This is a genomic window from Pseudomonas spirodelae (genome assembly GCF_034653255.1).
Taxonomy (GTDB): domain Bacteria; phylum Pseudomonadota; class Gammaproteobacteria; order Pseudomonadales; family Pseudomonadaceae; genus Aquipseudomonas; species Aquipseudomonas spirodelae.
On record NZ_JAYEET010000039.1, the window covers coordinates 248,832 to 273,878 of the forward strand.

A 25,047-nucleotide genomic window follows, 5' to 3' on the forward strand; every position below is an offset into this window, starting at 1 on the left:
GTTCAGTGCGTTGGCGTCGCCTGGCGGCTGCGTCCCCGCCGTGCAGTTTCACGCTGCACGCATTAGTTGGCGACTCTCTTTCGTTTCATTCCAAAATCAAGGTCATCATGGCTCAATACGTTTACACCATGCATCGGCTCGGCAAAGTAGTGCCGCCGAAGCGGGAAATCCTCAAGAACATCTCCCTGTCGTTCTTCCCTGGCGCGAAGATCGGCGTACTCGGCCTCAACGGTTCGGGTAAATCCACCCTGCTGAAAATCATGGCCGGCGTCGATACCGAGTTCAATGGCGAAGCGCGGCCGATGCCCGAGCTGAATATCGGTTACCTGCCGCAGGAACCGCAGCTCGACCCGAGTAAGACCGTGCGTGAAGTGGTGGAAGAGGCCGTCAGCCAGATCAAGGACGCCCAGGCGCGTCTGGATCAGGTTTACGCTGCTTACGCCGAGCCGGATGCCGACTTCGACAAGCTGGCCGCCGAGCAGGCCAAGCTGGAAGCCATTCTGCAAACCAGCGATGGCCACAACCTGGAGCGTCAGCTGGAAGTGGCCGCCGACGCCCTGCGTCTGCCGGCTTGGGACGCCAAGGTGGCTGTGCTCTCTGGTGGTGAGAAGCGCCGCGTAGCCCTGTGCCGCCTGCTGCTGTCGGCCCCAGACATGCTGCTGCTCGACGAACCAACCAACCACCTGGACGCCGATTCGGTGGCCTGGTTGGAGCACTTCCTCCACGACTTCCCGGGTACCGTGGTGGCGATTACCCACGACCGTTACTTCCTGGATAACGTCGCGGGCTGGATTCTCGAACTCGACCGCGGCGCCGGTATTCCGTACGAGGGCAACTATTCCGGTTGGTTGGAAGCCAAGTCGAACCGTCTGGCGCAAGAGTCCAAGCAGCAGTCGGCTCACGAAAAAGCCATGAAGGAAGAGCTGGAGTGGGTGCGCAAAGGCGCCAAGGCTCGTCAGTCGAAGTCCAAGGCACGCTTGCAGCGCTTCGAGGAAATGCAGTCGCAGGAATTCCAGAAGCGCAGCGAAACCAACGAAATCTACATCCCGGTCGGCCCGCGTCTGGGCGACAAGGTCATCGACTTCGTCAACGTCAGTAAGGGCTATGGCGACCGTATGCTGATCGACAACCTGTCGTTCAGCATGCCCAAGGGCGCCATCGTCGGCGTGATCGGCGGTAACGGCGCCGGTAAGTCGACCCTGTTCCGCATGCTGATGGGCAAGGAACAGCCGGACTCGGGCAGCATCGAGATCGGTGAAACCGTGCAAATGGCCTGTGTCGACCAGAGCCGCGACGACCTCGACGGTAGCAAGAGCGTGTGGGAGGCCGTTTCCGATGGCGCCGACATGATCAAGATCGGTAACTATGAAGTGCCGTCGCGTACCTATGTAGGGCGCTTCAACTTCAAGGGCGGCGACCAGCAGAAGTTCGTCAAGGACCTCTCCGGTGGTGAGCGCGGTCGTCTGCACCTGGCGTTGACCCTGAAAGAGGGCGCCAACGTACTGCTGCTCGACGAACCGTCCAACGACCTCGACGTGGAAACCCTGCGTTCGCTAGAAGAGGCGCTGCTCGACTTCCCAGGCGCTGCCATCGTGATCTCTCACGATCGCTGGTTCCTCGATCGCGTGGCGACCCACATCCTGGCGTACGAAGATGACTCGCACATCGAGTTCTTCGAAGGTAACTACACCGAGTACGAAGCCGACCGTAAGAAACGCCTGGGTGATGCTGCCGCGCAGCCGCACCGCGTGCGTTACAAGAAGCTGGCGCAGTAAGCCAGGCTGAAAATAGAAACGGAGCCGCAAGGCTCCGTTTTTGTTTGTGCGCGTTTATTCAGTAGTAATACCAGCGCAGCGACAGCATCAGCTCGTTTTCCGGTGTTTGCAGATGGCTGAACTGACGGCTGGCACTCATGCGTAAACCGAGGTTATCTGACAGTTCCCATTGCTGGTTGAGCGCCACACTGCGGCGTACTTCGCCTTGCTGAAAGTAGTCGGCTTTGGCTTCTAGGCTCAGGTTTCCCAGTCGGTTGCTCCAGATCAGCCCTGTGTTGAAGCCCGCAGCCGGTGCGATAAATGCGGCGAAGTCACTGTTGTGCTCAACGCGTGCGGTGGCCATGGCGTAGGCCAAGGTGTCGCTGCCCAATTGCCAGGTGCCGCCCGCACCACCGTTAATCTGGCTGACCAGCTCACGGCGCTCATTTTTCCCTGGTACGCGCTCAAGGCCCGCGGCGACTTGCCAGGAAAGCGGTTGCAGCAGGCGGTTGCGTGGGGTCAGTGAACGGATGGTGGCCAGATCAAGGCGCTCGAGTTGCCAGTGATTGCCTTCGTACTGACGCAGCTTGAGTTGCAGAATTTCGATTTGCGCGCCCAGCGGAAAGCCCGCCAGGTTGTCATTCAGGTCGTGGTACGCCATGCGCAGGCCGTATTCGGCGAAGCTGCGGTCGCCAAGGCTGCCGGCGCCCAGTTGCCAGGTGCGCGACTGATGGCCATTTTCCGGCAGTTCCGGGCGCGCTATCGAAAGTTCGCCAGGAGGGTTGCGATTGATCGCCTGTAACAGCTCAAAGCTGCGCGTGGCCTGCACACTGTCACGTTCAGCGCCGGTGGCGTGGTAGCGCACCAAACGATAGGCGGCATCCTGAATCAGCGCGCGGCGCGCAGGCGCTAAACCGAGGAAGGCCGGGTCATGCACCAGGCTGCTGTCGTCAGCCAGGGCCAGCACCCAATCTTGCTCGTTGTCCTGGAGTTGGCTGGCACGGGCGAGCAACTCTTTTTCCCGCGAGGGGCGGTAGTCGATGCGTTCGACCAGGCCGGCCTGTTTGACGGCGCGCACGGTGTCGGTGGGGATGGCGGTGAGTGGGAACTGCTCGGTTAATGCCACGCCGGGGCGGGCGATTTCCAGCAGTTCAAGCAGGCGGAATGAGCAGTTCTCGTCGAAGAAGAAATAATCGAAGCGTACCTGCTTGAGCTCCCACACATGCTCGACCATGCGTGCGGTTTCAGCCGGCGTCAGATTGAGCTCGTACTCCCACAGGTCGCGATTTTCCAAGCGGCTGTATTCGGCCAGTTTGGCGCGATAGGACACCAGTGAAAACAGCCCCGGATAGCCACCCATAAGGCCTTTCCAGGCATACAGCATGCTGTTGTCCATGCCTTCGATGTAGGCACCAAAGTTCAGGGCGTAGCTGAGCAGGGCTGTCCCGCTGGCATCCACATCGGCCTGGTCGATGCGCAGCAAGGTATGGCCGAACATCGACGACGGGCTGTTCAAGTAGGCCGCCGGGAAAATAAGCACGGTCCGGTGTGGCTTTATGTCATCGAACCAGCTGCGGTACTCCGTGCATGTTGGGCTGGGCAGGTCGTCTAACTGCAGGCGTTCGCGCAGCCAGCGGGTGCGCGCGGGAAACACGCATTGCGGGTGACTGTCGCCTGCTTCGGCGGGTTGGTAGAGCGCCTTTAAAGTGGCCTTGAGTTCGGCCGCAGGGTCGCTGTCGCCGTCCTGTGCAAGGAAAAAAACGCTGTCATCAACATAGCTGCGCCAGCCGCCGAACTTGCCGGTTTCGTAATGGCCGAGGGCAATCCAGTAAGGGTCGTTGGCGAGCGTATCCAGAGCTTGCGGCGATACCGCCGGGGCGGCGAGCAGGGGCGTACTGGCCGCGAGTAACAAACTCAATAACAGGTGTTTGGGCATAGTCATCTACTAATGGCGAGGGCAAGCACCCAGAGCACTCAGGTGACGCAAGGCGGTGTAAGGGTTGTTGCCGGCTGCATGCAGCCGGCAGGCGGTTGCGGATTAAGCGGGCTGAGCGTATTTGGCCAGGCGGCTGTCACGCTTGATGACGGTTAAGGTCGCCGCATGCATCTGCTCGCCAGTGATGTCGGCCGAGCTGAAGATTTCACTGAAGTGTTGATGGGTCACGCTCGCGAAATAGGCGCGGTCTTGCTCTTCAATGCCCAGCAGTACGGCGTAGGTGGTCAGGGCTTCGCCTTGGCCTTTGGCCATGTCTTCGGACAGCTCGTCGAGCATGCCATTGATGGCCAGCAATGATCGGCCGCCATAAGTCAGGGTGCCGTCGGTCGAGCAACCGTTGGTGCCGGAGGTCATGCCGAAGGTGGCGTTGCCCGATGTGCCGTTGGTGGTCGAGGCGACAAAGTGCGAAGGCAGGCCGCGCTGGCCTTCAAACAACATATTGCCCCAGCCGCAACTTGGGCCGCCGGGTGCTTCGGCGAGGGCCGTCAGGGAGGTCACGGTGAGTAGGGTGCCGATCAGAATCCGTTTCATAGGGAGTGCTCTTTCAAGTGAAGGAACGTCGACCGACTACTCACTGGCCTCAACTTGAGCATTTTGCAATATCGGCGTGCTGTCAAGCGCAGAGCCGAAAAGAACGTCAATGATCGAAGGTTTACCGCGTGTTGTTTACCAGTAGTGCCGCGCACGGGGCTTTATGGGCGGCAGTGCTATCGACAGGCGTCGGGTTGTTCGCGCCGGGGCTTTTACTGGCTTTGCCAAACGCTCCTCGGTGCTGAGCGGCTTGGTTTAGCCGATTTTTGCCGAGCAGAAACCACGTGGATGCCTTGCCAGTGCGCGCTGCGCGGCGCGAGAATGGCCCATCGTTCCGCGGCCGTTGCCGCCTGTTAAGGATTTCCAATGCCAGACTCTGCCGCAGCTCATTTGCGCTTGGCTCCCGAAGCACTTACGCGTCCCTTTTCACCTGAGCAATTCAACTTCACCAGTACCGAAGACCTCGAACCGTTTCGCGGCGTATTGGGCCAGGAGCGCGCCGTTGAGGCGCTGCAGTTCGGCGTGGCGATGCCGCGCCCAGGCTATAACGTGTTTGTTATGGGCGAGCCGGGTACCGGCCGCTTCTCGTTTGTTAAGCGCTACCTCAAGGCTGAAGCCAAACGCCTGGAAACCCCGGCTGACCGCTTTTACGTCAACCATTTCGACGAGCCCCGCGAGCCGCGTGCGCTGGAGCTGCCGTCCGGCCACTCTGCGGAATTTATCGCGGACATCAACGGCCTGGTCGACAACCTGCTGGCGACCTTCCCTGCAGTGTTCGAGCACCCCTCGTTTCAGCAGAAGAAGAACGCCATCGACCGCGCCTTCAACAAACGCTACGACCAGGCGCTGGATATCATCGAGCGCTTGTCGCTGGAAAAGAGCATTGCCCTGTACCGCGACAGCAGCAATATCGCCTTTACCCCGATGCTGGAAGGCAAGGCGTTGGATGAGGCCGAGTTTGCTCAGTTGCCGGAAGCCGATCGTGAACGCTTCCATGCCGATATTGCCGCTCTCGAAGAACGTTTGAACGAGGAACTGGCCAGCCTGCCGCAGTGGAAGCGTGAGTCGAGCAACCTGCTGCGCCAGCTCAATGAAGAAACCATCACCGTCGCGTTGCAGCCGTTGCTGGCGCCGCTGTCGCAGAAGTACGCAGAGAATGCCGGGGTGTGCGCCTACTTGCAGGCCGTGCAGGTCAATCTGCTGAAGACTGTGGTCGAGCAGTTGGTCGAGGTGGATAAGATCGACGCGCAAACGCGCAAGCTGCTCGAAGAGCAGTACTGCCCGAGCCTGGTGGTGGGCCATCATGCCCAGGGCGGTGCGCCGGTGGTGTTCGAGCCGCATCCGACCTATGACAACCTGTTCGGCCGTATCGAATACAACACCGACCAGGGCGCGCTCTACACCAGCTACCGCCAGCTGCGCCCCGGCGCATTGCACCGCGCCAATGGCGGCTTCCTGATTCTTGAAGCCGAGAAAATGCTCGGTGAGCCGTTTGTCTGGGATGCGCTCAAGCGCGCCCTGCAATCGCGCCAGCTGAAAATGGAGTCGCCGCTGGGCGATCTCGGCCGAATCGCCACTGTGACCCTGACCCCGGAGGTGATTCCGCTACACCTCAAGGTGGTGATCATCGGTTCGCGTCAGCTGTATTACACGCTGCAGGACCTCGATCCGGACTTCCAGGAAATGTTCCGTGTGCTGGTCGACTTCGATGAAGACATTCCGTTGGCCGACGACAGCCTGGAACAGTTCGCTCAGTTGATGAAAACCCGCACTTCGGAAGAGGGCATGGCGCCGCTGACAGCCGCCGCCGTCGCGCGGGTGGCGACCTACAGTGCGCGCCTGGCCGAACACCAGGGGCGTTTGTCAGCGCGCATTGGCGACCTGTTCCAATTGGTCAGTGAGGCCGACTTTATCCGCAGTCTGGCGGGTGATGAAGTGACCGACGCCGGGCATATCGAGCGCGCGCTAAAAGCCAAGGCCACGCGCACCGGACGCGTCTCAGCGCGGATTATCGATGACATGCTCGCCGGGATCATCCTGATTGACACTGCAGGCGCCGCCGTGGGCAAGTGCAACGGCCTGACCGTGCTGGAAGTCGGTGACTCGGCCTTCGGCGTGCCCGCGCGGATTTCTGCCACGGTCTATCCGGGCGGCAGCGGCATCGTCGACATCGAGCGCGAGGTTAACCTCGGTCAGCCCATCCACTCCAAGGGCGTGATGATCCTCACTGGTTATCTGGGCAGTCGTTACGCCCAGGAATTCCCGCTGGAAATCTCTGCGAGTATCGCTCTGGAGCAGTCCTACGGTTACGTCGACGGCGACAGTGCGTCATTGGGCGAGGTGTGTACGTTGATCTCGGCCTTGTCGCGTACCCCGCTCAAGCAGTGTTTTGCGATTACCGGCTCGATCAACCAGTTCGGCGAAGTGCAGGCGGTGGGTGGGGTCAACGAGAAGATCGAAGGCTTCTTCCGCCTGTGTGAGGCCCGTGGTCTGACGGGCGAGCAGGGCGCGATCATTCCGCATTCCAACGTCACCACCTTGATGCTTGACGAGCGGGTGCTACAGGCCGTGCGTGCCGGGCAGTTCCATATCTACGCGGTGCGTCAGGTTGATGAAGCGCTGAGCCTGCTGGTCGGCACCGACGCGGGTACGCCGAATGAGCAGGGGCAGTTCCCCGCGGGCAGCGTCAATGCGCGGGTGGTCGAGCGTCTGCGTGACATCGCTGCCATGGGCATGGAAGACGACGACAAGGACGAGCCGAAAAAGGAAGAGGCCCCCGCCGCGCCAGTAAAAGAGAAGAAGCCGCGGGTGAAAAAGCCAGTGGCCGAGTGACCGCTTGGCTGTGACAGTTCGCTCGGTGGCTGGTCAGTCACTGAGCGAATAAGCGTAGCGCCCAGTGCATCTGCCTCAGACCTGTTTTTCCTCAATTCATCCACACAGTTATCCACAGTGTATGGGGGTAACTGTTGGCTTCCCTCTGGCGCTTACTCGGGTGTAGGCTGAATGCTTGCTACCGAGAGGGTCGTCGCCATGTCGCGCAGCCTCAATCTCACCCGTCATTGTCTGGGCCTGGATACACGCATCGAATGCATGGTGCTGCCGCTGGCCGGCAACGAGGGGCTCTGGGCGCTAATCTGCGCCGCGGGCATGGCGGGCGCTCAACCTTCTGCAATCAAGGCGCAGGGCCCATTCCGCGGGGCTTTGTCGGCCGAACGCATCCTCGTTGATATCGCCGAAAACCTGTGTGTCATGGGGTATCAACCCTGCAGCGATGTACCGATCTGGCGGCTGCATATCCAGGCCGCGTTACGCCGCTTGAACGCCGAGCGGGGTCACCCTGTTGGGGATTTTCAGTCCCAGCCGGATACCTGAGCGCGCATGTGGTGAGTATTTGATCAGGCTTCGCCAGCCTTAGAAATAGTTGGCTTACAGCCATTGATCCTGAGCCTACGCACAAGGTTATCCACAGTTGCCGGGGATAACCGGGCTTGTCATCTATTGCCACACTCCAGGGTTGTTTGAGTGAGGGCGCTGGGTATACTCGCCGCCAGTTTTAAACCCTGAGAGAGCCCCTATGGAACGCTTTATCGAAAACGCCATGTATGCCTCGCGCTGGCTGCTGGCGCCTATTTATTTTGGCCTGTCGCTGGCGTTGCTGGCATTGGCGTTGAAGTTCTTTCAGGAAGTCTTTCATATCCTGCCCAATGTCTTTGCCATGGCCGAGGCGGATCTGATTCTGGTGCTGTTGTCGCTGATCGACATGGCCCTGGTTGGCGGCTTGCTGGTGATGGTGATGATTTCCGGCTACGAGAATTTTGTTTCCCAGCTGGATATCGCCGAGGGCACCGAAAAACTCAGCTGGCTGGGCAAGATGGACTCCAGCTCGCTGAAAATGAAGGTGGCGGCATCCATCGTGGCGATTTCCTCTATCCACCTGCTCAAGGTGTTTATGAATGCGCAGAACATCCCTGACAGCAAGCTGATGTGGTACGTGATCATTCACATGGCGTTTGTGCTGTCGGCCTTCGCCATGGGTTACCTGGATAAGCTGACCAAGCACTGATTTTTCTGAGCGAGTCACCCGCCGCCCGGCCGTTGCAAAACGGACGGGCGGTTTGCGTTTGGCCTTGTGCTTTTGCTGTGTTGTACAAGAATTGTATTTGTATGATTTTTTGTATAACTTCGCTCGCCTGAGGTAATCGCCATGAATCTGCAAAACCTGTCGCAGCACGCCCATGCCGGGCATATCGACGCGCTCAATCTTATTTCCATTGAGGGCGGTATCTACTTGCTCGAAGCGCACATGGATGGGCGTGTCCACCCGCTGCGCGATGGCAACGGTAAAACCCTGCACCTGCGCTCGGTTGAACACGCGCGCGATATGCTCACCGACATGCCGCCGATCCCGTTCCACTTGGTGCATGCCGTGGTGCATGACGAGATGTGCGGTATGCAAGACGGCACTCAAGATGTCCTGCGCGTGCCGATTTCCTTTATTTCCTCGTGGTAGTGATGTGACCGCAGCGGCCTCACTGTTTGCCCGTGCGCTTGCCATCGTGGATGTGCAGATCACAGGTATGCACCCCGACAAGGATGGCATCTGGGAAGCGGCGGTGTTGCAGGTTGATGGCGGCGCGGTCACGGCGCGGCACAGCTGGTTAATCAACCCTGCCGGTGGTTTGCCAGCCAGCGTCTCGCGCACATCAGGCGTGCTGCCGGCAGAGTTGCTCGACCAGCCGCGGTTTAGCCAGATTGCCGCTGAACTTGCGCGCTGCTTGCAGGGGCGGGTTGTGGTTGGCCACAACTTGCGCGTCGCCCATGCCTTCTTACGGCGTGGCTTTGCTATTGCTGGGCAGCCTGTGCGCTATCGCCAGTTATGCACCTTGCAGTTAGCCCGCGCTGCTTGGCCTGACTTGCCCAACCATTCTCTTGATGCGCTTTGCGTGGCGCAGGGCATTAACCGTTTTTTTCAACACCGCGCATTGCCAGACGCCGAGGCTGTTTGGCAGTTGCTGTTAAAGCTGGTGGCGCAGGTGCCGCACGATGTCTTGAGTCAGCAGGTCGGACGGCAGCTGCGCAAAGCCGCCGTGCCGCGGTTTATGACGGCTGAGCGGCTGCAGGCCTTACCCGCCAGCCCCGGGGTTTACTACTTCTACGGTGAGAATCAGGCCCTGCTGTATATCGGCAAAAGCCGCAATGTGCGCCAGCGGGTGCAGTCGCACTTCCAGAATGATCATCACAGCCGCCGCAGCCTGCAGATGGCTCAGCAGGTGCGTGATATCCGCGTGCAGCCGACGGCTGGAGAGTTGGGGGCGCTGCTGCTGGAGTCCGCTGAAGTAAAGCGCCTGCTGCCGCTGTATAACCGCCAGCTTCGCCGTCAGCGCGACCTATTGACCTGGGCGCTTATCGCCGCCGCAGATGGCTTGCGGCCTGAGTTGCAAGCTGTGGGGCAGGGCGCTGCCGAGGTCAGCAGCGTGGGGCTGTTTCGCTCACGGCGTCAGGCCCATGCGTGGCTGCGCAGTGAGGCCGGGCGCAGCCAATTGTGCTTGCGCGTGTTAGGCCTGGAACGCGGTGACGGTGCGTGTTTTGCCACGCAGCTTGGCGGGTGTCGGGGGGCGTGCTGCGGGCGTGAGCCGCGCGAAATACACGATGCCCGCTTGCTTGCGGGCTGTGAGCAGTTACGCATTGCCACATGGCCATGGCCGGGCCCAGTTGCCCTAGTTGAGCGCGATCTAGAACAGCGCGTGTGCCAATGGCATGTGCTCGATCAGTGGCGACACGTGGCCACCGTCGATGATCCCGCGCTGATTGATGCGGCCCGGCAGCACCCCGCTCAGGCATTCAGCCTCGACGCGTATCACATCCTGCGCAGCCATTTAAGGCGCTTTCCGCACACCGAGGTCGTTGTTTTATGAGTGTTCGCCGTCTTGCCCTGGTGCTGGGTGACCAGCTGTCGTTCGACTTACCCAGCCTGCAAGCGCTGGATCCGCAGCGCGATGCCGTGCTGCTCGCCGAGGTGGCGGCGGAAACCGATTATGTGCCGCACCACCCGCAGAAAATCGCCCTGATCTTCAGTGCCATGCGCCACTTCGCCGAGGCCCTGTGTGAGCGCGGCTGGCGCGTGTATTACGTCAAACTCGATGACTCCGATAACAGCGGTTCGCTGCCTGGCGAGTTGCAGCGCTGGGCAGCGCAGTTGCAAGCCGCCGAGGTGCACCTGACTGAGTGCGGTGAATGGCGCCTGGAGGATCAGTTGCAGCACTGCGACGTGCCGATCACCTGGCATGCCGATCATCGCTTTGTCTGTGGCCGCGATGAGTTCGCCCTTTGGGCCGAAGGGCGCAAGCAACTGCGTATGGAGTTCTTTTACCGCGAGATGCGCCGTAAGACCGGGTTGTTAATGAATGGCGACGGCACGCCGGTAGGCGGTGCGTGGAACTTCGATGCGGAAAACCGCAAGGCGCTGCCCAAACAGGTAAAGGCGCCGATGACCGCGCGCTTCCCAGCGGATGCTATTACCCAGGAAGTGCTGGCGCTGGTGGCTGAGCGCTTCAGTCATCACTACGGCAGCCTGGCGTCCTTCGATTACCCGGTGACCCACGCCGAGGCCGAGGCGCTGTGGCAGCACTTTCTTGATTTCGCCCTGCCAGCTTTCGGCGATTATCAAGACGCCATGGCGGTCGGTGAGCCGTTTCTGTTTCATGCGCGAATCAGTGCGGCGCTTAACATCGGTCTGCTGGATGTGCGCCGCCTATGTGCTGATGTCGAAGCCGCCTATTGGCGTGGCCAGGTGCCGCTGAACGCTGCCGAGGGCTTTATCCGTCAGTTGATCGGTTGGCGTGAATACGTGCGCGGCATCTATTGGCTGCACATGCCCGAGTACGCCGAGCGCAATGCCTTCGGCAATACCCGGCCGCTGCCCGAGTTCTACTGGACCGGTAAAACCCGCATGAAGTGCATGAACCAGGCCATCGGCCAGACGCTGGAGCACGCCTATGCCCACCATATCCAACGGCTGATGGTCACAGGCAACTTCGCCTTACTGGCCGGGATCCAGCCCAGTCAGGTGTGTGACTGGTACTTGGCGGTGTATATGGATGCCTTCGACTGGGTCGAGCTGCCCAACACCCTGGGCATGGTCATGCATGCTGATGGCGGCTATCTGGGCTCCAAGCCGTATTGTTCGAGCGGGCAGTACATCAAGCGGATGTCCAATTACTGTGGCGACTGCGCGTACAAAGTCAGCGAGAGCGTGGGTGAGCAGGCTTGCCCGTTCAATGCTCTGTACTGGCACTTTTTAATGCGCCACCGTGAGCAACTCGGTGCAAATCACCGCTTGGGCATGATTTACCGGAACCTGGATAAGATGACTGAGGCCAAGCAGCAGGGGCTCTGGCTGCGCGGTGAACAACTGTTGGCGCGGCTGGATGCCGGTGAGGCGTTGTGAAAAAAGCCGACTTGCCGGTAAAGACCTGTCAGAAATGCGGCTTGCCGTTCACCTGGCGCAAGAAATGGGCACGTTGCTGGGATGAGGTGAAGTACTGCTCCGAGCGCTGCCGGCGCAATCGCCAAGGCGCTGCAGGCGGGTAGGGCGGGCAGGCGGTTTGTGCTAGGCTGGCCGACCTTTTTTCAGCCCCTAGCGGAGCAGTGCTATGTCCGAAATCAATCTCTCGACTGATGAAACTCGCGTCAGCTACGGCATCGGCCGCCAACTGGGCGGTCAACTGAGCGACAACCCGCCGCCGGGTGTAAGCCTGGAGGCCATCCTGGCGGGTCTGACTGATGCGTTCAACGGTCAGCCGAGCCGCGTTAGCGAAGCCGATATGACTGCCAGCTTCAAGGTGATCCGCGACATCATGCAAGCTGAAGCTGCAGCCAAGGCTGAGGCCGCTGCTGGTGCTGGCCTGGCTTTCTTGGCAGAAAACGCCAAGCGCGATGGCATTACTGTATTGGCGTCTGGCCTGCAGTACGAAGTGCTGAACAGCGGTGCTGGCGCGATGCCGACCCGTGAAGACACCATTCGTGCTCATTACCACGGCACCCTGATCGACGGCACTGTATTTGACAGCTCCTACGATCGTGGCGAGCCTGCTGAGTTTCCGGTCGGCGGCGTGATCGCTGGTTGGACCGAAGCCCTGCAGCTGATGAATGCTGGCAGCAAATGGCGCCTGTATGTGCCAAGCGAGCTGGCTTATGGCGAGCAAGGCGTTGGCAGCATCCCGCCGCACAGCGTGCTGGTGTTTGACGTAGAGCTGCTGGACGTTCTCTAACGTCTCTGGCGCTTCCCTTCGCGGGCGTGGCTGGTTCCTACGACTTAGTAGGAGCGGGCCACGCCCGCGATGCGTTTCAGGGGCGCAACGCCCGGGCATAGCAGTACAGAAACAGATTACGTACCAGCTCCTTGAGCACCAACGGCTCGCTGGAGTTCAGCTCGTGCAAATCCAGATCGCCCTGATCACGCAGCTCATCCAGTGCATCTTCCTTAAGCAGTGCGCAAACTTCGCCGGTGTTGCGATTAAGAATGCGCAGATACGGCTGCGGGCGGTCCAGCCAGGCATCGATTAGGTAGGTCATCACTCATCTCCCTTAAATGCTTAGATGAGAATAATTCCTATTATGTTTATAGCAAGGCTTAATTGCTGCCTTTCGTCGCGTGAGCTGAAAACAGCTGCTGCGATTTTTAACCTCGCGCAGCGACGACCCACAGGGGCGCCGCCATAGATGGCAGGCCATAAAAAGCCCGTCATAGGGACGGGCTCTTGATCGCAGGCGGGTTGCTAGTGCGTGCGGGCTACTGCAAAGCGGCAAAGTTCAATGAGTGCGTCACGGTATTCGCTAGTGGGTAGCGCATCCAGGCACGTGATCGCGCGGTCGGCATAATTGCGCGCTTGCTGGGCGGTGTAGTCCAGGGCACCGGCGGCTTCAACTGCGTTGCGGATGCTCTCCAGGTCTTCGATGCCGCCTTTCTGAATGGCCTGGCGTACCAAGGCCGCTTGTTCAGGCGTGCCTTCGCGCATGGTGTAGATCAGCGGCAAGGTTGGCTTGCCTTCGGCTAGGTCGTCGCCAACGTTTTTGCCGAGTGCAGTCGCGTCGCCGCGGTAATCGAGTAGGTCGTCGACCAGCTGGAAGGCCACGCCGAGGTGGTCGCCGAAGGTGCGTAGGGCTTCAGTTTGCGTGCTGTCGGCGTTGGCCAGGGCGGCGGCGCTGTGGGTCGAGGCCTCGAAGAGCATCGCCGTCTTGCCGCGGATGACCTCCATATAGGTTTCTTCCGTGGTGCTGGCGTCGCGGATCTTCGACAGTTGCAGCACTTCGCCTTCGGCAATCACCCGGGTGGCCTTGGACAGTATCTTCATCACGGGCATGGAGCCCAGCTCGACCATCATTTCGAACGAGCGCGAATAAAGGAAGTCGCCAACCAGCACGCTTGGCGCATTGCCCCACTGCGCATTGGCCGTGCTGCGGCCGCGGCGCATGTCGGACATGTCGACCACGTCGTCGTGCAGCAGAGTGGCGGTATGCAGGAACTCGATGGTGGCAGCAAGCAGGCGCAACTTGTCGCCGTCCAGGCCCAGCGCTTTGCCGCTAAGCAGAACCAGCAAGGGGCGCAAACGTTTACCGCCTGCGGAAATAATGTAGTCGCCGATCTTCTCTACCAGCGGTACGCGCGACACCAGTTGGGCGCGGATGATGCCGTCGACGGCGGTAAAGTCATCCGCCACCACGCGGTAGAAAGCCTGGGGTTGCATTGCTTACACCTGCTGTTCATGGGTTGCGCGGCATGCTATGGGGCAGGGTAGGGGCTGTCAAGGCAAGTGCCTTGCGGTCTTGCGTCGGGCTTGCGGCTTGCGTACAATCGCGCACCCTGAACTTCCCCCTGGGTATTTCCCTGCCTTACGCAATTGCAAGGGTGTCCTTACGGCCCCGAGCAGCCATGCCAGCCGACACTTATTCCTATAAAGCGCTGGGTGAGCAGGATTAACGGAGATTTACCATGTACGCAGTAATTGTTACCGGTGGCAAGCAATACAAAGTCGCCGAAGGCGAATTCCTCAAGATCGAAAAGCTCGAGCTGGCCACTGGCGAAGCCGTGACTTTTGATCGTGTTCTGTTGGTCGGCAATGGTGACGACGTTAAAATCGGCGCGCCGGTTGTTGAAGGTGCCAAGGTTGTAGCTGAAGTGATCGCTCAAGGCCGTCACGACAAGGTCACCATCATCAAGTTCCGTCGTCGTAAGCACCACATGAAGCGCCAGGGCCACCGTCAGTGGTACACCGAGATCAAAATCACCGGTATCCAGGCTTAACTCGTTTCAGTCTGATCCCTTTATAGGAGTATTGAACTCATGGCACACAAAAAAGCTGGCGGTAGTACCCGCAACGGTCGCGACTCAGAAGCCAAACGCCTTGGCGTGAAGATGTATGGCGGCCAGAAAATCATCCCTGGCAACATCATCGTGCGTCAGCGCGGCACCCAGTTCCACGCCGGTTACGGCGTTGGCATGGGTAAGGATCACACCCTCTTCGCGAAAATCGAAGGCGTGATCAAGTTTGAAGTAAAAGGCGCGTTCAACCGTCGTTACGTGAGCGTCGTTGCGGCTTAATTGCGCGACTGCTGGGAAAGCCCCGTCCTTGCGACGGGGCTTTTTTGTTTCTGTATTATTGGGGTTCTTGCCAAACTGTCCTGGGTGCTAGCGTTCAAATTGAATGCAGGTCAATTTTGCAAGAACCTGGTGTTTCTCGTTTTAGATAACCCGCCTTGTTGCGGGAGGCGTACCTATGAAATTCGTCGATGAAGTATCGATTTCTGTAAAGGCCGGTGATGGTGGCAACGGCATGATGAGCTTCCGTCGTGAGAAGTTCATTGAAAATGGCGGCCCTAACGGCGGTGATGGTGGTGATGGCGGCTCGATCTATATCGAAGCGTTTGCCAACCTCAATACCCTGGTCGACTACCGCTACACGCGCCGCTTCCAGGCGCCGAATGGTGAGAAGGGTGGCAGTACCGACTGCACAGGTGCCAAGGGTGAGGATTTGATCCTGCCGGTGCCGATTGGTACCACGGTGATTGATGCCGGCACGCAGGAAGTCATTGGTGACCTGACTCGTGCGGGTCAGCGCTTGCTGGTGGCGCAGGGTGGCTGGCACGGGTTGGGTAATACGCGCTTCAAGTCGAGTACCAACCGAGCGCCGCGGCAGACTACGCCGGGCAAGCCGGGTGATGCGCGCGACCTGAAGATGGAATTGAAGGTGCTGGCGGATGTGGGTCTGCTGGGCTTGCCAAATGCCGGCAAGAGCACCTTTATCCGCTCGGTCTCTGCGGCCAAGCCGAAAGTGGCAGATTATCCGTTTACTACCCTGATCCCCAATCTGGGCGTGGTCAGTGTAGATCGCTACAAGAGTTTTGTTGTTGCCGATATTCCGGGGTTGATCGAGGGTGCGTCCGAGGGCGCGGGTCTGGGTATTCGCTTTCTCAAACACTTGTCGCGTACCCGCTTGTTGCTGCACCTCGTGGATATGGCGCCGTTGGATCTGACCGATCCTGCTGAGTCGGCAGCCACCATTATTGATGAGCTGACCAAGTTCAGTCCGTCGCTGGCTGAGCGCGAGCGCTGGCTGGTGCTGAACAAGGCGGATCAGATCCTCGAAGAGGAGCAAGAGGCGCGCATCGCTGAAATCGTCGAGCGGATCGAATGGAAGGGGCCGGTGTATGTGATTTCTGCCCTGGCCCGCGAAGGGACTGAGCAGCTGTGTTATGACATCATGGATTTCCTTGAGGCGCGTGCTGAGCGTATTCAGGAGAATCCCGAGTTCGCCGCTGAATTGGCTGAGCTGGATACGCGTATCGAAGATGAGGCGCGTGCCCAGTTGCAGGCGCTGGATGATAAGCGTGCGCTGCGTCGCTCCGGGGTTCGGGCGGTCAGTGACGTTGAGGAAGATGACGGCTTCTGGGATCAAGAAGACGAAGACGATGGCCCGGAAATCATTTACGTCCGGGATTAAGCAACTACAAAAACGCCGCTTAATTGCGGCGTTTTTGTAATCACAGGTCGCTGCTGGGGTTGGATGATCATGCGTGACAAGGTAACCGGTGCGCAGCGCTGGGTGGTGAAGATTGGCAGTGCGCTGCTGACTGCTGATGGGCGTGGCTTGGATCGTGCGGCGATGGCGGTGTGGGTCAAGCAGATGGTGGCGCTGCGTGAGCAGGGTGTTGAGTTGGTGTTGGTGTCTTCCGGTGCAGTGGCGGCGGGTATGAGTCGTCTGGGTTGGGTGGCGCGGCCGAGTGCGATGCACGAGTTGCAGGCGGCGGCGGCAATTGGCCAGATGGTGCTGATCCAGGCGTGGGAGTCGAGTTTTGCTGAGCATGGTCGGCGCACGGCGCAGATCCTGCTAACCCATGATGATCTGTCAGACCGCAAGCGCTACCTCAATGCACGCAGCACGCTACGCACGCTGGTGGATCTGGATGTGGTGCCGGTGATCAATGAAAACGACACGGTGGTCACCGATGAGATCCGCTTCGGTGATAACGACACCCTGGCGGCGCTGGTGGCTAACCTGGTCGAGGCCGATCTGTTGGTGATCCTGACCGACCGCGATGGCATGTATAACGCTGATCCGCGGCATAACCCTGATGCCGAGCTGATTTTCGAGGCGCGCGCCGACGATCCGGCCCTGGATGCGGTAGCAGGTGGTGTGGGTGGTGCGTTAGGGCGTGGCGGCATGCAGACTAAGTTGCGTGCGGCGCGTTTGGCGGCGCGTTCCGGTGCGCATACAGTGATTGTGGGTGGCGCCATCGAGCAGGTTCTGGCCCGGCTCAGGGCGGGCGAGCGTCTGGGTACCCTGCTGGCGCCTGAGCGTGGCATGTTGGCGGCGCGTAAGCAGTGGCTGGCTGGGCATTTGCAAACCCGTGGCACGCTAGTGTTGGATGACGGTGCGGTCAAGGCGCTGGCGAGCGGTACTCGGAGCTTGCTGCCGGTTGGTGTTAAGGCTGTGCAGGGTAGTTTTCGGCGCGGTGAAATGGTCGTCTGTGTGGCTGTGGATGGTCGCGAGATTGCGCGCGGCCTGGCTAATTACAGTGCGCTTGAGGCACAGAAGATCATTGGTCGGCCGTCGGATGCTATTGAGCAGTTGCTCGGTTATGTGGATGAGCCTGAGCTGGTGCATCGGGATAATTTGATTCTGGTCTGAGGTGGAGCTGATGCAAATCGTAAAAGGATTGCTTGCTGCGCTGCTGGTGCTGCCTGGGTTGGCGGCAGCGGAGCAGGTGGGTGAGGTGTCGACGGTTTTCAAGTTTATGGGGCCAAACGACAAGATCGTGGTTGAGGCGTTTGATGATCCTAAGGTGGCGGGTGTGACGTGTTACCTGTCGCGAGCCAAGACCGGTGGCGTCAAAGGTGGGCTGGGCTTGGCTGAGGATCGTGCTGAGGCGTCGATTGCCTGTCGTCAGGTTGGGCCGATCAGCTTTCTCGACAAGCTCAAAGATGGCGAGGAGGTGTTTCGTGAGCGCACCTCGCTGGTGTTCAAAACCATGCAGGTGGTGCGTTTCTTCGATCGCAAGCGCAATACCCTGGTCTATCTGGTCTACAGCGATCGGGTGATTGGGGGTAGTCCGCAAAATGCGGTCACCGCTATCCCGATTCTGCCTTGGCCGCAAAGGCCCTAAATAAAAAAGCCCGAAGCGATTCGGGCTTTTTTATTGTCTGTAAGTTATAGGTTTGGTTGGGCTTGCAGGGGTGATTGGCACTTTTCTCTGGGCAATAAAAAACCGGCCTAGGCCGGTTTTTTAACATCTAGCAGTGAGTTGCTAGCAGCTTAGGCAGCTGCAGCTTCGCTCAGTGCTTTGATGTGGCCATTCAGGCGGCTCTTATGGCGAGCTGCTTTGTTCTTGTGGATGATGCCTTTATCGGCCATACGGTCGATTACCGGCACAGCCAGGGTGTAAGCGGTCGTTGCAAGAGCGGCGTCTTTGGCTTCAATAGCCTTGATTACGTTCTTGATATAAGTGCGGACCATCGAGCGCTGGCTGGCGTTATGGCTACGACGCTTCTCAGCCTGTTTTGCGCGTTTTTTGGCAGAAGGTGTATTGGCCACCGTCAAGCTCCTCGAAAAAATTCTGGGGGTTACAAACAAATAAGGCCGCGAATCATGCCGATATGAGGGCGTGCTGTCAACCCTGTGGGCGTTTCCCTGTGCTGGCCTGACCAGCGGCTGGGCGCTACACTCGTCGCCTTTGCGCGACGGCGGGTTTTCCGCGGCTGTGCTTGTTTGCGGAAATCGAATTATTACATGAATTTGCTCAAGTCGTTGGCCGCTGTCAGCTCCATGACCATGCTTTCGCGTGTGTTGGGCTTTGTGCGCGACACCATCATCGCGCGCACCTTCGGTGCTGGCGTGGCGTCGGATGCCTTTGTGGTGGCATTCAAGCTGCCAAATTTATTACGCCGTATCTTCGCTGAAGGCGCGTTCTCACAGGCTTTTGTGCCAATTCTGGCCGAATATAAAACCCAGCAAGGTGACGAGGCGACGCGCACGTTTATCGCCTACGTGACGGGGCTGCTGACCCTGGTGCTGGCGGTTGTCACGTTTATCGGGATTCTGGCTGCGCCCTGGATCGTCTGGGCCTCCGCGCCGGGATTTGCTGATGAGGCGGAGCGGTTTGAGCTGACCACTGATCTGCTGCGAATTACTTTTCCTTATATTTTGCTGATCTCGCTGTCGTCGCTGGCGGGGGCGGTGCTCAATACCTGGAACCGGTTTTCGGTGCCGGCCTTTGTGCCCACCTTGCTAAACCTCAGCATGATCGTCTTTGCGCTGTTTTTAACGCCCTATTTTGATCCGCCGATTATGGCGCTGGGCTGGGCGGTGCTGGTGGGCGGTCTGCTGCAGTTGTTATTTCAGCTGCCGCACCTGCATAAGATCGGCATGCTGGTGTTGCCGCGTCTGAACCTGAAAGATACCGGCGTGTGGCGGGTGGTCAAGCAAATGGGGCCGGCGATTTTCGGGGTCTCGGTCAGCCAAATTTCGCTGATCATCAACACAGTATTCGCGTCTTTTCTTGTAGCAGGCTCCGTGTCATGGATGTATTACGCTGACCGCTTGATGGAGTTGCCGGCGGGTGTGCTCGGCGTAGCGTTGGGCACCATTTTGCTGCCGGTCTTGTCGAAAACCCATGCTGGGGCCAGTCGCGAGGATTACTCCAAGTTGCTCGACTGGGGGTTGCGTCTGTGCCTGGTGTTAGCGCTGCCGAGTGCGGTGGCATTGGCGATTATTTCTGAGCCGTTAATTGCCTCGCTGTTTCAGTACGGCAAGTTCAGCGCGGGCGATACGGCCATGACCCAGCGTGCCCTGATTGCTTATTCATTTGGTCTGGTCGGGATTATTCTGGTGAAGATTCTCGCGCCCGCCTTCTACGCCCAGCAAAACATCAAGACGCCGGTGCGTATCGGGCTGGTGACATTGCTGGCAACCCAGGCGATGAACCTGCTGTTTGTCTTCGTGATTCCCCTGGCGCATGCCGGGCTGGCGTTGTCTATCGGACTGGCCGCCTGCTTGAACGCGGGCCTGCTGTATTGGCAGCTGCGCAAGCACGACATGTTTACCCCGCAGCCTGGCTGGGCATTGTTTGCCGGCAAGCTCTTGCTGGCGTTGTTGGCGATGGCGGCAGCGCTGTTGTTAATCATGCAGCAGCTGCCTGGCTGGGCGGACGACAGCATGCTCTGGCGTTTACTGCGTTTGGGTGGGCTGGTTAGTGCAGGGTTGCTTGCCTATTTTGCCGTGCTAGCGCTGCTGGGCTTTCGTTTGCGTGATTTTGCCCGGCGCAGTGCGCTCTGATGGCGGCTGATTTGCCGCCTGTTGTCTGCTGCCCGGTGTGCGTATAATCGACCACTTTATGAGCAAGAAGCGCGTTATGCAGCTGGTTCGAGGCCTACACAATCTGCGGCCCCAGCATCGGGGCTGTGTTGCCACCATTGGTAATTTCGACGGCGTCCATCGTGGTCATCAGGCCATCTTGGCGCGTTTGCGTGAGCGCGCCGCCGAGCTTGGCGTGCCTAGTTGCGTGTTGATTTTCGAACCGCAGCCGCGTGAGTTTTTTGCCCCGGAGAGTGCCCCGGCACGTTTGGCGCGCTTGCGTGACAAGCTGGCGTTGCTGGCCGCCGAAGGCGTCGATCGAGTGCTTTGCCTGAGTTTCAACCGTCGCCTGCGTGAGCTGAGTGCTGCTGAGTTTGTCCAGCGTGTGCTAGTGGACGGCCTCGGTGTGCAGCACCTGGAAGTGGGTGATGACTTTCGTTTTGGCTGTGATCGCGCTGGCGATTTTGCCTTCCTGGCCGAGGCCGGTGAGCGTGAAGGCTTCAGCGTTGAGGCCGCCAGCACGGTTGAGCTGGACGGTATTCGCGTCAGCAGCACGCGCGTGCGTGAAGCGCTCGATGCCGGTGATTTCGCCCTGGCGCAGCACCTGCTCGGGCGGCCCTTCCAGATCGCCGGGCGGGTGTTGCATGGGCAGAAGTTGGGGCGTCAGCTGAATGCGCCAACGGCCAACGTGCAGCTCAAACGCAAGCGTGTACCGCTGCGCGGGGTGTACTTGGTCAGTACCGAAATCGACGGCCAGACCTGGCCGGGTGTCGCCAACATCGGTGTGCGACCGAGTGTTGCAGGTGATGGCAGTGCCCATCTGGAAGTGCACGTGCTGGACTTTGCCGGTGATTTATATGGCCGGCGTTTAACGGTGGCTTTCCACCGCAAGCTGCGTGATGAGCAGCGTTTCGCCTCGCTTGAGGCACTGAAGACGGCAATTGCTGCCGATATTGTCGCCGCCCGCGCCTATTGGTGCGCTTAAACACATAGCGCCAACCGCTTAGAAGAGCCTGAAATGACCGACTATAAAGCCACGCTGAATCTGCCTGATACCCAATTCCCGATGAAAGCCGGTCTGCCGCAGCGCGAACCACAGATTCTGCAGCGTTGGAATGATATTGGCCTGTATCAGAAGCTACGTGCTCAGGGCGAAGGTCGGCCGAAATTCGTCCTGCATGACGGCCCGCCCTATGCGAACGGCAGCATTCACATCGGTCATGCGCTGAACAAGATCCTCAAAGACATCATTACCCGCTCCAAGACCCTGTCCGGCTATGACGCACCCTACGTGCCGGGTTGGGATTGCCATGGTCTGCCGATCGAGCACAAGGTCGAAACCACTTTTGGCAAGAATCAGCCTGCTGATCTAACCCGCGAGCGCTGCCGCACGTATGCCGGTGAGCAGGTTGAAGAGCAGAAGGGTAACTTCATCCGCTTGGGCGTACTGGGCGAGTGGGACAACCCTTACCTGACCATGAACTTCGCCAACGAGGCCGGTGAAATCCGCGCCTTGGCGGAAATCGTGAAGAAAGGCTTCGTGTTCAAGGGCCTGAAACCGGTCAACTTCTGTTTCGATTGCGGTTCGGCATTGGCTGAGGCTGAGGTCGAATACCAAGATAAGAAGTCCGATGCCATCGACGTGGCCTTCCCCGTCGTGGATGCCGACAAGCTAGCCGCCGCTTTCGGTCTGGCCAGCTTGAGCAAGCCCGCCAGCATCGTCATCTGGACCACCACACCCTGGACGATCCCCGCCAACCAAGCGCTGAACGTGCATCCGGAGTTTAATTACGCCCTGGTGGATGTAGGTGATCGCCTGCTGCTGCTGGCTGAAGAAATGGTCGAAAGCAGCCTGCAACGTTATGGCCTGCAAGGTGAGGTGATTGCCACCGCGGCGGGTGCTGCGCTGGATCTGATCAATTTCCGTCACCCGTTCTATGATCGTCTCTCGCCGGTCTACCTGGCTGAGTATGTCGAGTTGGGCGCCGGTACTGGCGTGGTTCACTCGGCGCCGGCCTATGGTGAGGATGACTTCCGTACCTGCAAGCAGTACGGCATGAGCAACGATGAGATCTTCAATCCGGTGCAGAGCAACGGTGTGTATGTCGAGTCGCTGCCGTTCTTCGGCGGTCAATTCATCTGGAAGGCCAATCCGAATATCGTTGCCAAGTTGGAAGAAGTGGGCGCGCTGCTCAAGCACGAAGCCATCCAGCACAGCTATATGCACTGCTGGCGCCACAAGACGCCGCTGATCTACCGTGCGACCGCGCAGTGGTTTATCGGTATGGATAAGCAGCCAAATGAGGGCGCCACTCTGCGTGAGCGTTCGTTGGCCGCTATCGAAGAAACCCAATTCGTGCCGGCCTGGGGTCAGGCGCGTCTGCACAGCATGATTGCCGGTCGTCCTGACTGGTGTATCTCGCGTCAGCGCAACTGGGGTGTGCCGATCCCGTTCTTCACTCATAAAGAAAGCGGTGAGCTGCACCCGCGTACTGTTGAGATTATGGAAACGGTGGCGCAGCGTGTTGAGCAGGAGGGCATCGAAGCCTGGTTCAAGCTCGACGCTGCCGAGCTGCTGGGCGATGAAGCCGGGCAGTACGACAAGAGTCGCGACACCCTAGACGTCTGGTTCGACTCGGGCACGACTCACTGGCACGTATTGCGTGGCTCGCACGCCGAGTTGGCGCATGCCAATGGCCCTGTTGCCGACTTGTACCTCGAGGGCTCTGACCAGCACCGAGGCTGGTTCCATTCCTCGCTGCTGACCGGCTGCGCGATCGACGGCCATGCGCCTTACAAAGAGTTGTTGACCCACGGCTTTACTGTCGATGAACAGGGCCGCAAGCAATCCAAGTCACTTGGCAACGTCGTCGCGCCACAAAAGGTTATCGACAGTTTGGGGGCAGACATCTTGCGCCTTTGGGTCTCGTCCACCGATTACTCGGGCGAGATGGCCGTTTCTGACCTGATTCTGCAGCGCAGTGCGGATGCCTACCGGCGTATCCGCAACACCGCACGCTTCCTACTTTCCAACCTCAGTGGCTTCGATCCTAAAGAGCACCTGCTGCCGGTTGATGAGATGTTGGCACTGGACCGCTGGGCGGTGGACCGTGCGTTGCTGCTGCAGCGCGAAATTGAAGAGGCCTACGACAGCTACCGTTTCTGGAACGTTTACCAGAAGGTGCACAACTTCTGTGTGCAGGAACTGGGCGGTTTCTACCTCGACATCATCAAGGACCGTCAGTACACCACCGCCGCCGACAGCGTGGCGCGTCGTTCCTGCCAGACCGCCATGTTCCATATCGTTGAAGCGCTGGTGCGCTGGATTGCGCCGGTGTTGTCGTTCACGGCGGATGAGCTTTGGCAGTACTTGCCGGGTGAGCGTAATGAGTCGGTAATGCTCAATGGCTGGTACCAGGGCCTTAGCGAGATGCCACAGGACTTCGCACTGAGTCGTGAGTTCTGGGAGCGGGTCATGGCGGTCAAGGTCGCAGTGAACAAGGAAATGGAAAACCTGCGGGCGGCCAAGGCCATCGGCGGTAACCTGCAGGCCGAAGTCACTCTGTATGCCGAAGACAGCTTGATCGCGGATCTGAATAAGCTCGGTAATGAACTGCGCTTCGTGCTGATCACCTCCACCGCCAGCCTCGCGCCGCTCAGCGCCGCGCCAGAGGATGCCGTGGTGGCCGAGGTTGCCGGCCTTAAACTGAAAGTGTTGAAGTCCGGCCATGCCAAGTGCGGCCGTTGCTGGCATCACCGCGAGGATGTCGGGGTAAATCCGGCTCATCCGCTAATCTGCGGTCGCTGTGTCAACAATATCGAAGGCGCTGGCGAGGTTCGTCACTATGCTTAACAGCGGTCGGCCTAACGCCAGTCGCTTCGGGCATTTGGCTTGGCTGTGGCTGAGCCTGCTGGTGTTTGTGGTCGATCAGGCGAGCAAGTTCTATTTCGACAACAGCCTGAGCATGTACCAGCAAATTGTGATCATCCCGGATTACTTCAGCTGGACCCTGGCCTATAACACCGGCGCGGCCTTCAGCTTCCTGGCCGATGCTGCAGGCTGGCAGCGCTGGTTCTTTGCCGCGATTGCGCTGGTAGTGAGCGTGGTGCTGGTAGTGTGGCTCAAGCGTCTCAAACCCTGCGAAACCTGGCTAGCCGTTGCCTTGGCCTTGGTGCTGGGTGGCGCGCTGGGTAATTTGGTGGACCGGGTGGTGTTTGGCCATGTGGTCGACTTCATTTTGGTGCACTGGCAACACCGCTGGTATTTCCCTGCCTTCAATGTGGCGGATATGGCGATTACTGGAGGTGCCATCCTGTTGGCGCTGGATATGTTTAAAAGTGATAAGTCCGGAGAAGTAGCCCATGACTGAGTCTGTCATCCAAGAGCAGCGTATCGGCCCGGACAAGGAAGTTACCCTGCATTTCGCCCTCAAATTGGGCAATGGTGATGTGGTCGACAGCACCTTCGATAAAAGCCCCGCGACCTTTAAGGTCGGCGACGGTAATTTATTGCCTGGTTTCGAACAGGCCATTTACGGCTTGAAGGCGGGCGACAAACGCAGCCTAGAGATCAGCCCAGAGCAGGGCTTCGGCCAGGGCAACCCACAAAACATCCAGGTCATGCCGCGCAGCCAGTTTCAGGACATGGAGCTTTCTGAAGGCTTGCTGGTGATCTTCAATGATGCTGCCAATGCTGAGCTGCCTGGCGTGGTCAAAGATTTTGATGACAGCCAAGTCACCATCGACTTCAATCACCCGCTGGCTGGCAAGGCGCTGAGCTTCGATGTGGAAATCATCGAGGTTAAAGCGCTCTGATCGGCGCTCTATCGTTGTAGGGTGGGTTAGGCGCGCAGGCTGAACTTGAGCTTGGAGCAGGTTATTTGGCGCGCCGTAACCCGCCATGGTTCGTATGTCAGGT

General features: G+C 59.1%; 24 protein-coding genes. 19 read left to right on the forward strand and 5 right to left on the reverse strand.

The features are described 5' to 3' along the window. Positions 1-107 precede the first annotated feature (107 nt). Positions 108-1,775 (forward strand): energy-dependent translational throttle protein EttA, encoded by a 1,668-nt coding sequence (gene ettA / locus SOP97_RS12880; protein WP_274087290.1) that lies wholly within the window; start codon positions 108-110, stop codon positions 1,773-1,775. Positions 1,776-1,833: 58 nt separating this feature from the next. Here ettA and SOP97_RS12885 read toward each other — a convergent pair whose 3' ends face one another. Next, positions 1,834-3,690 carry an Lnb N-terminal periplasmic domain-containing protein gene (locus SOP97_RS12885; RefSeq protein ID WP_322949457.1) on the reverse strand — a complete coding sequence of 619 codons (1,857 nt, stop codon included), beginning with the start codon at positions 3,688-3,690 and terminating at the stop codon, positions 1,834-1,836. Positions 3,691-3,792: 102 nt separating this feature from the next. Beyond that, positions 3,793-4,281 (reverse strand): DUF3015 domain-containing protein, encoded by a 489-nt coding sequence (locus SOP97_RS12890; protein ID WP_322949379.1) that lies wholly within the window; start codon positions 4,279-4,281, stop codon positions 3,793-3,795. Between the two features lie 366 nt (positions 4,282-4,647). Here SOP97_RS12890 and SOP97_RS12895 point away from each other — a divergent pair, with 366 nt between their 5' ends. The 8 genes from SOP97_RS12895 to SOP97_RS12930 all read left to right on the forward strand — a co-directional run bounded on the left by SOP97_RS12895 (position 4,648) and on the right by SOP97_RS12930 (position 12,551). After that, positions 4,648-7,113, forward strand: a complete 2,466-nt coding sequence (locus tag SOP97_RS12895; protein ID WP_322949380.1) for a Lon protease family protein — start codon at positions 4,648-4,650, stop codon at positions 7,111-7,113. A 198-nt stretch (positions 7,114-7,311) separates the two neighbouring features. Further along, positions 7,312-7,653 (forward strand): PA4575 family protein, encoded by a 342-nt coding sequence (locus SOP97_RS12900; RefSeq protein ID WP_274087321.1) that lies wholly within the window; start codon positions 7,312-7,314, stop codon positions 7,651-7,653. A gap of 202 nt (positions 7,654-7,855) precedes the next feature. Next, positions 7,856-8,344 carry a TIGR00645 family protein gene (locus SOP97_RS12905; protein WP_274087294.1) on the forward strand — a complete coding sequence of 163 codons (489 nt, stop codon included), beginning with the start codon at positions 7,856-7,858 and terminating at the stop codon, positions 8,342-8,344. 141 nt (positions 8,345-8,485) lie between these two features. After that, positions 8,486-8,791, forward strand: coding sequence for a DUF6482 family protein (locus tag SOP97_RS12910; RefSeq protein ID WP_274087295.1), 306 nt, complete (start codon positions 8,486-8,488; stop codon positions 8,789-8,791). A 4-nt stretch (positions 8,792-8,795) separates the two neighbouring features. After that, positions 8,796-10,196 (forward strand): 3'-5' exonuclease family protein, encoded by a 1,401-nt coding sequence (locus SOP97_RS12915; protein WP_274087296.1) that lies wholly within the window; start codon positions 8,796-8,798, stop codon positions 10,194-10,196. Beyond that, positions 10,193-11,728 carry a cryptochrome/photolyase family protein gene (locus tag SOP97_RS12920; protein ID WP_322949381.1) on the forward strand — a complete coding sequence of 512 codons (1,536 nt, stop codon included), beginning with the start codon at positions 10,193-10,195 and terminating at the stop codon, positions 11,726-11,728. The genes SOP97_RS12915 and SOP97_RS12920 overlap by 4 nt, the downstream gene beginning before the upstream one ends. After that, entirely contained in the window at positions 11,725-11,871 is a 147-nt protein-coding gene (locus tag SOP97_RS12925) for a DUF2256 domain-containing protein (RefSeq protein ID WP_274087298.1), read from the forward strand. The genes SOP97_RS12920 and SOP97_RS12925 overlap by 4 nt, the downstream gene beginning before the upstream one ends. A gap of 62 nt (positions 11,872-11,933) precedes the next feature. Beyond that, positions 11,934-12,551: an FKBP-type peptidyl-prolyl cis-trans isomerase gene (locus SOP97_RS12930; RefSeq protein ID WP_322949382.1), complete on the forward strand. Its 618-nt coding sequence runs from the start codon at positions 11,934-11,936 to the stop codon at positions 12,549-12,551. 76 nt (positions 12,552-12,627) lie between these two features. Here the strand turns inward: SOP97_RS12930 and SOP97_RS12935 are convergent, their stop codons facing one another. Together SOP97_RS12935 and SOP97_RS12940 are read right to left on the reverse strand one after the other, a co-directional pair. After that, complete coding sequence (locus SOP97_RS12935) at positions 12,628-12,855, reverse strand: PA4570 family protein (RefSeq protein WP_090249418.1); 228 nt, start codon at positions 12,853-12,855, stop codon at positions 12,628-12,630. A gap of 203 nt (positions 12,856-13,058) precedes the next feature. After that, positions 13,059-14,027 carry a polyprenyl synthetase family protein gene (locus SOP97_RS12940; RefSeq protein WP_322949383.1) on the reverse strand — a complete coding sequence of 323 codons (969 nt, stop codon included), beginning with the start codon at positions 14,025-14,027 and terminating at the stop codon, positions 13,059-13,061. A 245-nt stretch (positions 14,028-14,272) separates the two neighbouring features. Here SOP97_RS12940 and rplU point away from each other — a divergent pair, with 245 nt between their 5' ends. From rplU to SOP97_RS12965, 5 genes are all read left to right on the forward strand, one after another. Next, entirely contained in the window at positions 14,273-14,584 is a 312-nt protein-coding gene (gene rplU / locus SOP97_RS12945) for a 50S ribosomal protein L21 (RefSeq protein WP_274087301.1), read from the forward strand. Between the two features lie 39 nt (positions 14,585-14,623). After that, on the forward strand, positions 14,624-14,881 hold the full coding sequence (rpmA, locus tag SOP97_RS12950) for a 50S ribosomal protein L27 (RefSeq protein ID WP_003176049.1): 258 nt from the start codon (positions 14,624-14,626) through the stop codon (positions 14,879-14,881). A gap of 175 nt (positions 14,882-15,056) precedes the next feature. Beyond that, positions 15,057-16,280, forward strand: a complete 1,224-nt coding sequence (gene cgtA / locus SOP97_RS12955; RefSeq protein WP_322949384.1) for an Obg family GTPase CgtA — start codon at positions 15,057-15,059, stop codon at positions 16,278-16,280. 69 nt (positions 16,281-16,349) lie between these two features. Continuing rightward, positions 16,350-17,468 carry a glutamate 5-kinase gene (gene proB / locus SOP97_RS12960; protein WP_322949385.1) on the forward strand — a complete coding sequence of 373 codons (1,119 nt, stop codon included), beginning with the start codon at positions 16,350-16,352 and terminating at the stop codon, positions 17,466-17,468. 10 nt (positions 17,469-17,478) lie between these two features. Beyond that, positions 17,479-17,943: a CreA family protein gene (locus SOP97_RS12965; protein WP_322949386.1), complete on the forward strand. Its 465-nt coding sequence runs from the start codon at positions 17,479-17,481 to the stop codon at positions 17,941-17,943. A gap of 149 nt (positions 17,944-18,092) precedes the next feature. Here SOP97_RS12965 and rpsT read toward each other — a convergent pair whose 3' ends face one another. Further along, positions 18,093-18,371 carry a 30S ribosomal protein S20 gene (gene rpsT / locus SOP97_RS12970; RefSeq protein WP_090240092.1) on the reverse strand — a complete coding sequence of 93 codons (279 nt, stop codon included), beginning with the start codon at positions 18,369-18,371 and terminating at the stop codon, positions 18,093-18,095. A gap of 195 nt (positions 18,372-18,566) precedes the next feature. On the opposite strand from rpsT, the gene murJ reads away from it, so the two are divergent. From murJ to SOP97_RS12995, 5 genes are all read left to right on the forward strand, one after another. Then, on the forward strand, positions 18,567-20,111 hold the full coding sequence (gene murJ / locus SOP97_RS12975) for a murein biosynthesis integral membrane protein MurJ (protein WP_322949387.1): 1,545 nt from the start codon (positions 18,567-18,569) through the stop codon (positions 20,109-20,111). A 76-nt stretch (positions 20,112-20,187) separates the two neighbouring features. After that, complete coding sequence (ribF, locus tag SOP97_RS12980; protein WP_322949388.1) at positions 20,188-21,114, forward strand: bifunctional riboflavin kinase/FAD synthetase; 927 nt, start codon at positions 20,188-20,190, stop codon at positions 21,112-21,114. A gap of 33 nt (positions 21,115-21,147) precedes the next feature. Beyond that, positions 21,148-23,982 carry an isoleucine--tRNA ligase gene (gene ileS, locus SOP97_RS12985; protein WP_322949389.1) on the forward strand — a complete coding sequence of 945 codons (2,835 nt, stop codon included), beginning with the start codon at positions 21,148-21,150 and terminating at the stop codon, positions 23,980-23,982. Continuing rightward, on the forward strand, positions 23,975-24,499 hold the full coding sequence (gene lspA / locus SOP97_RS12990) for a signal peptidase II (protein ID WP_322949390.1): 525 nt from the start codon (positions 23,975-23,977) through the stop codon (positions 24,497-24,499). Before ileS ends, lspA begins: the two co-directional genes overlap by 8 nt. Then, positions 24,492-24,944: an FKBP-type peptidyl-prolyl cis-trans isomerase gene (locus SOP97_RS12995; RefSeq protein WP_274087310.1), complete on the forward strand. Its 453-nt coding sequence runs from the start codon at positions 24,492-24,494 to the stop codon at positions 24,942-24,944. The genes lspA and SOP97_RS12995 overlap by 8 nt, the downstream gene beginning before the upstream one ends. Positions 24,945-25,047: the final 103 nt, after the last annotated feature.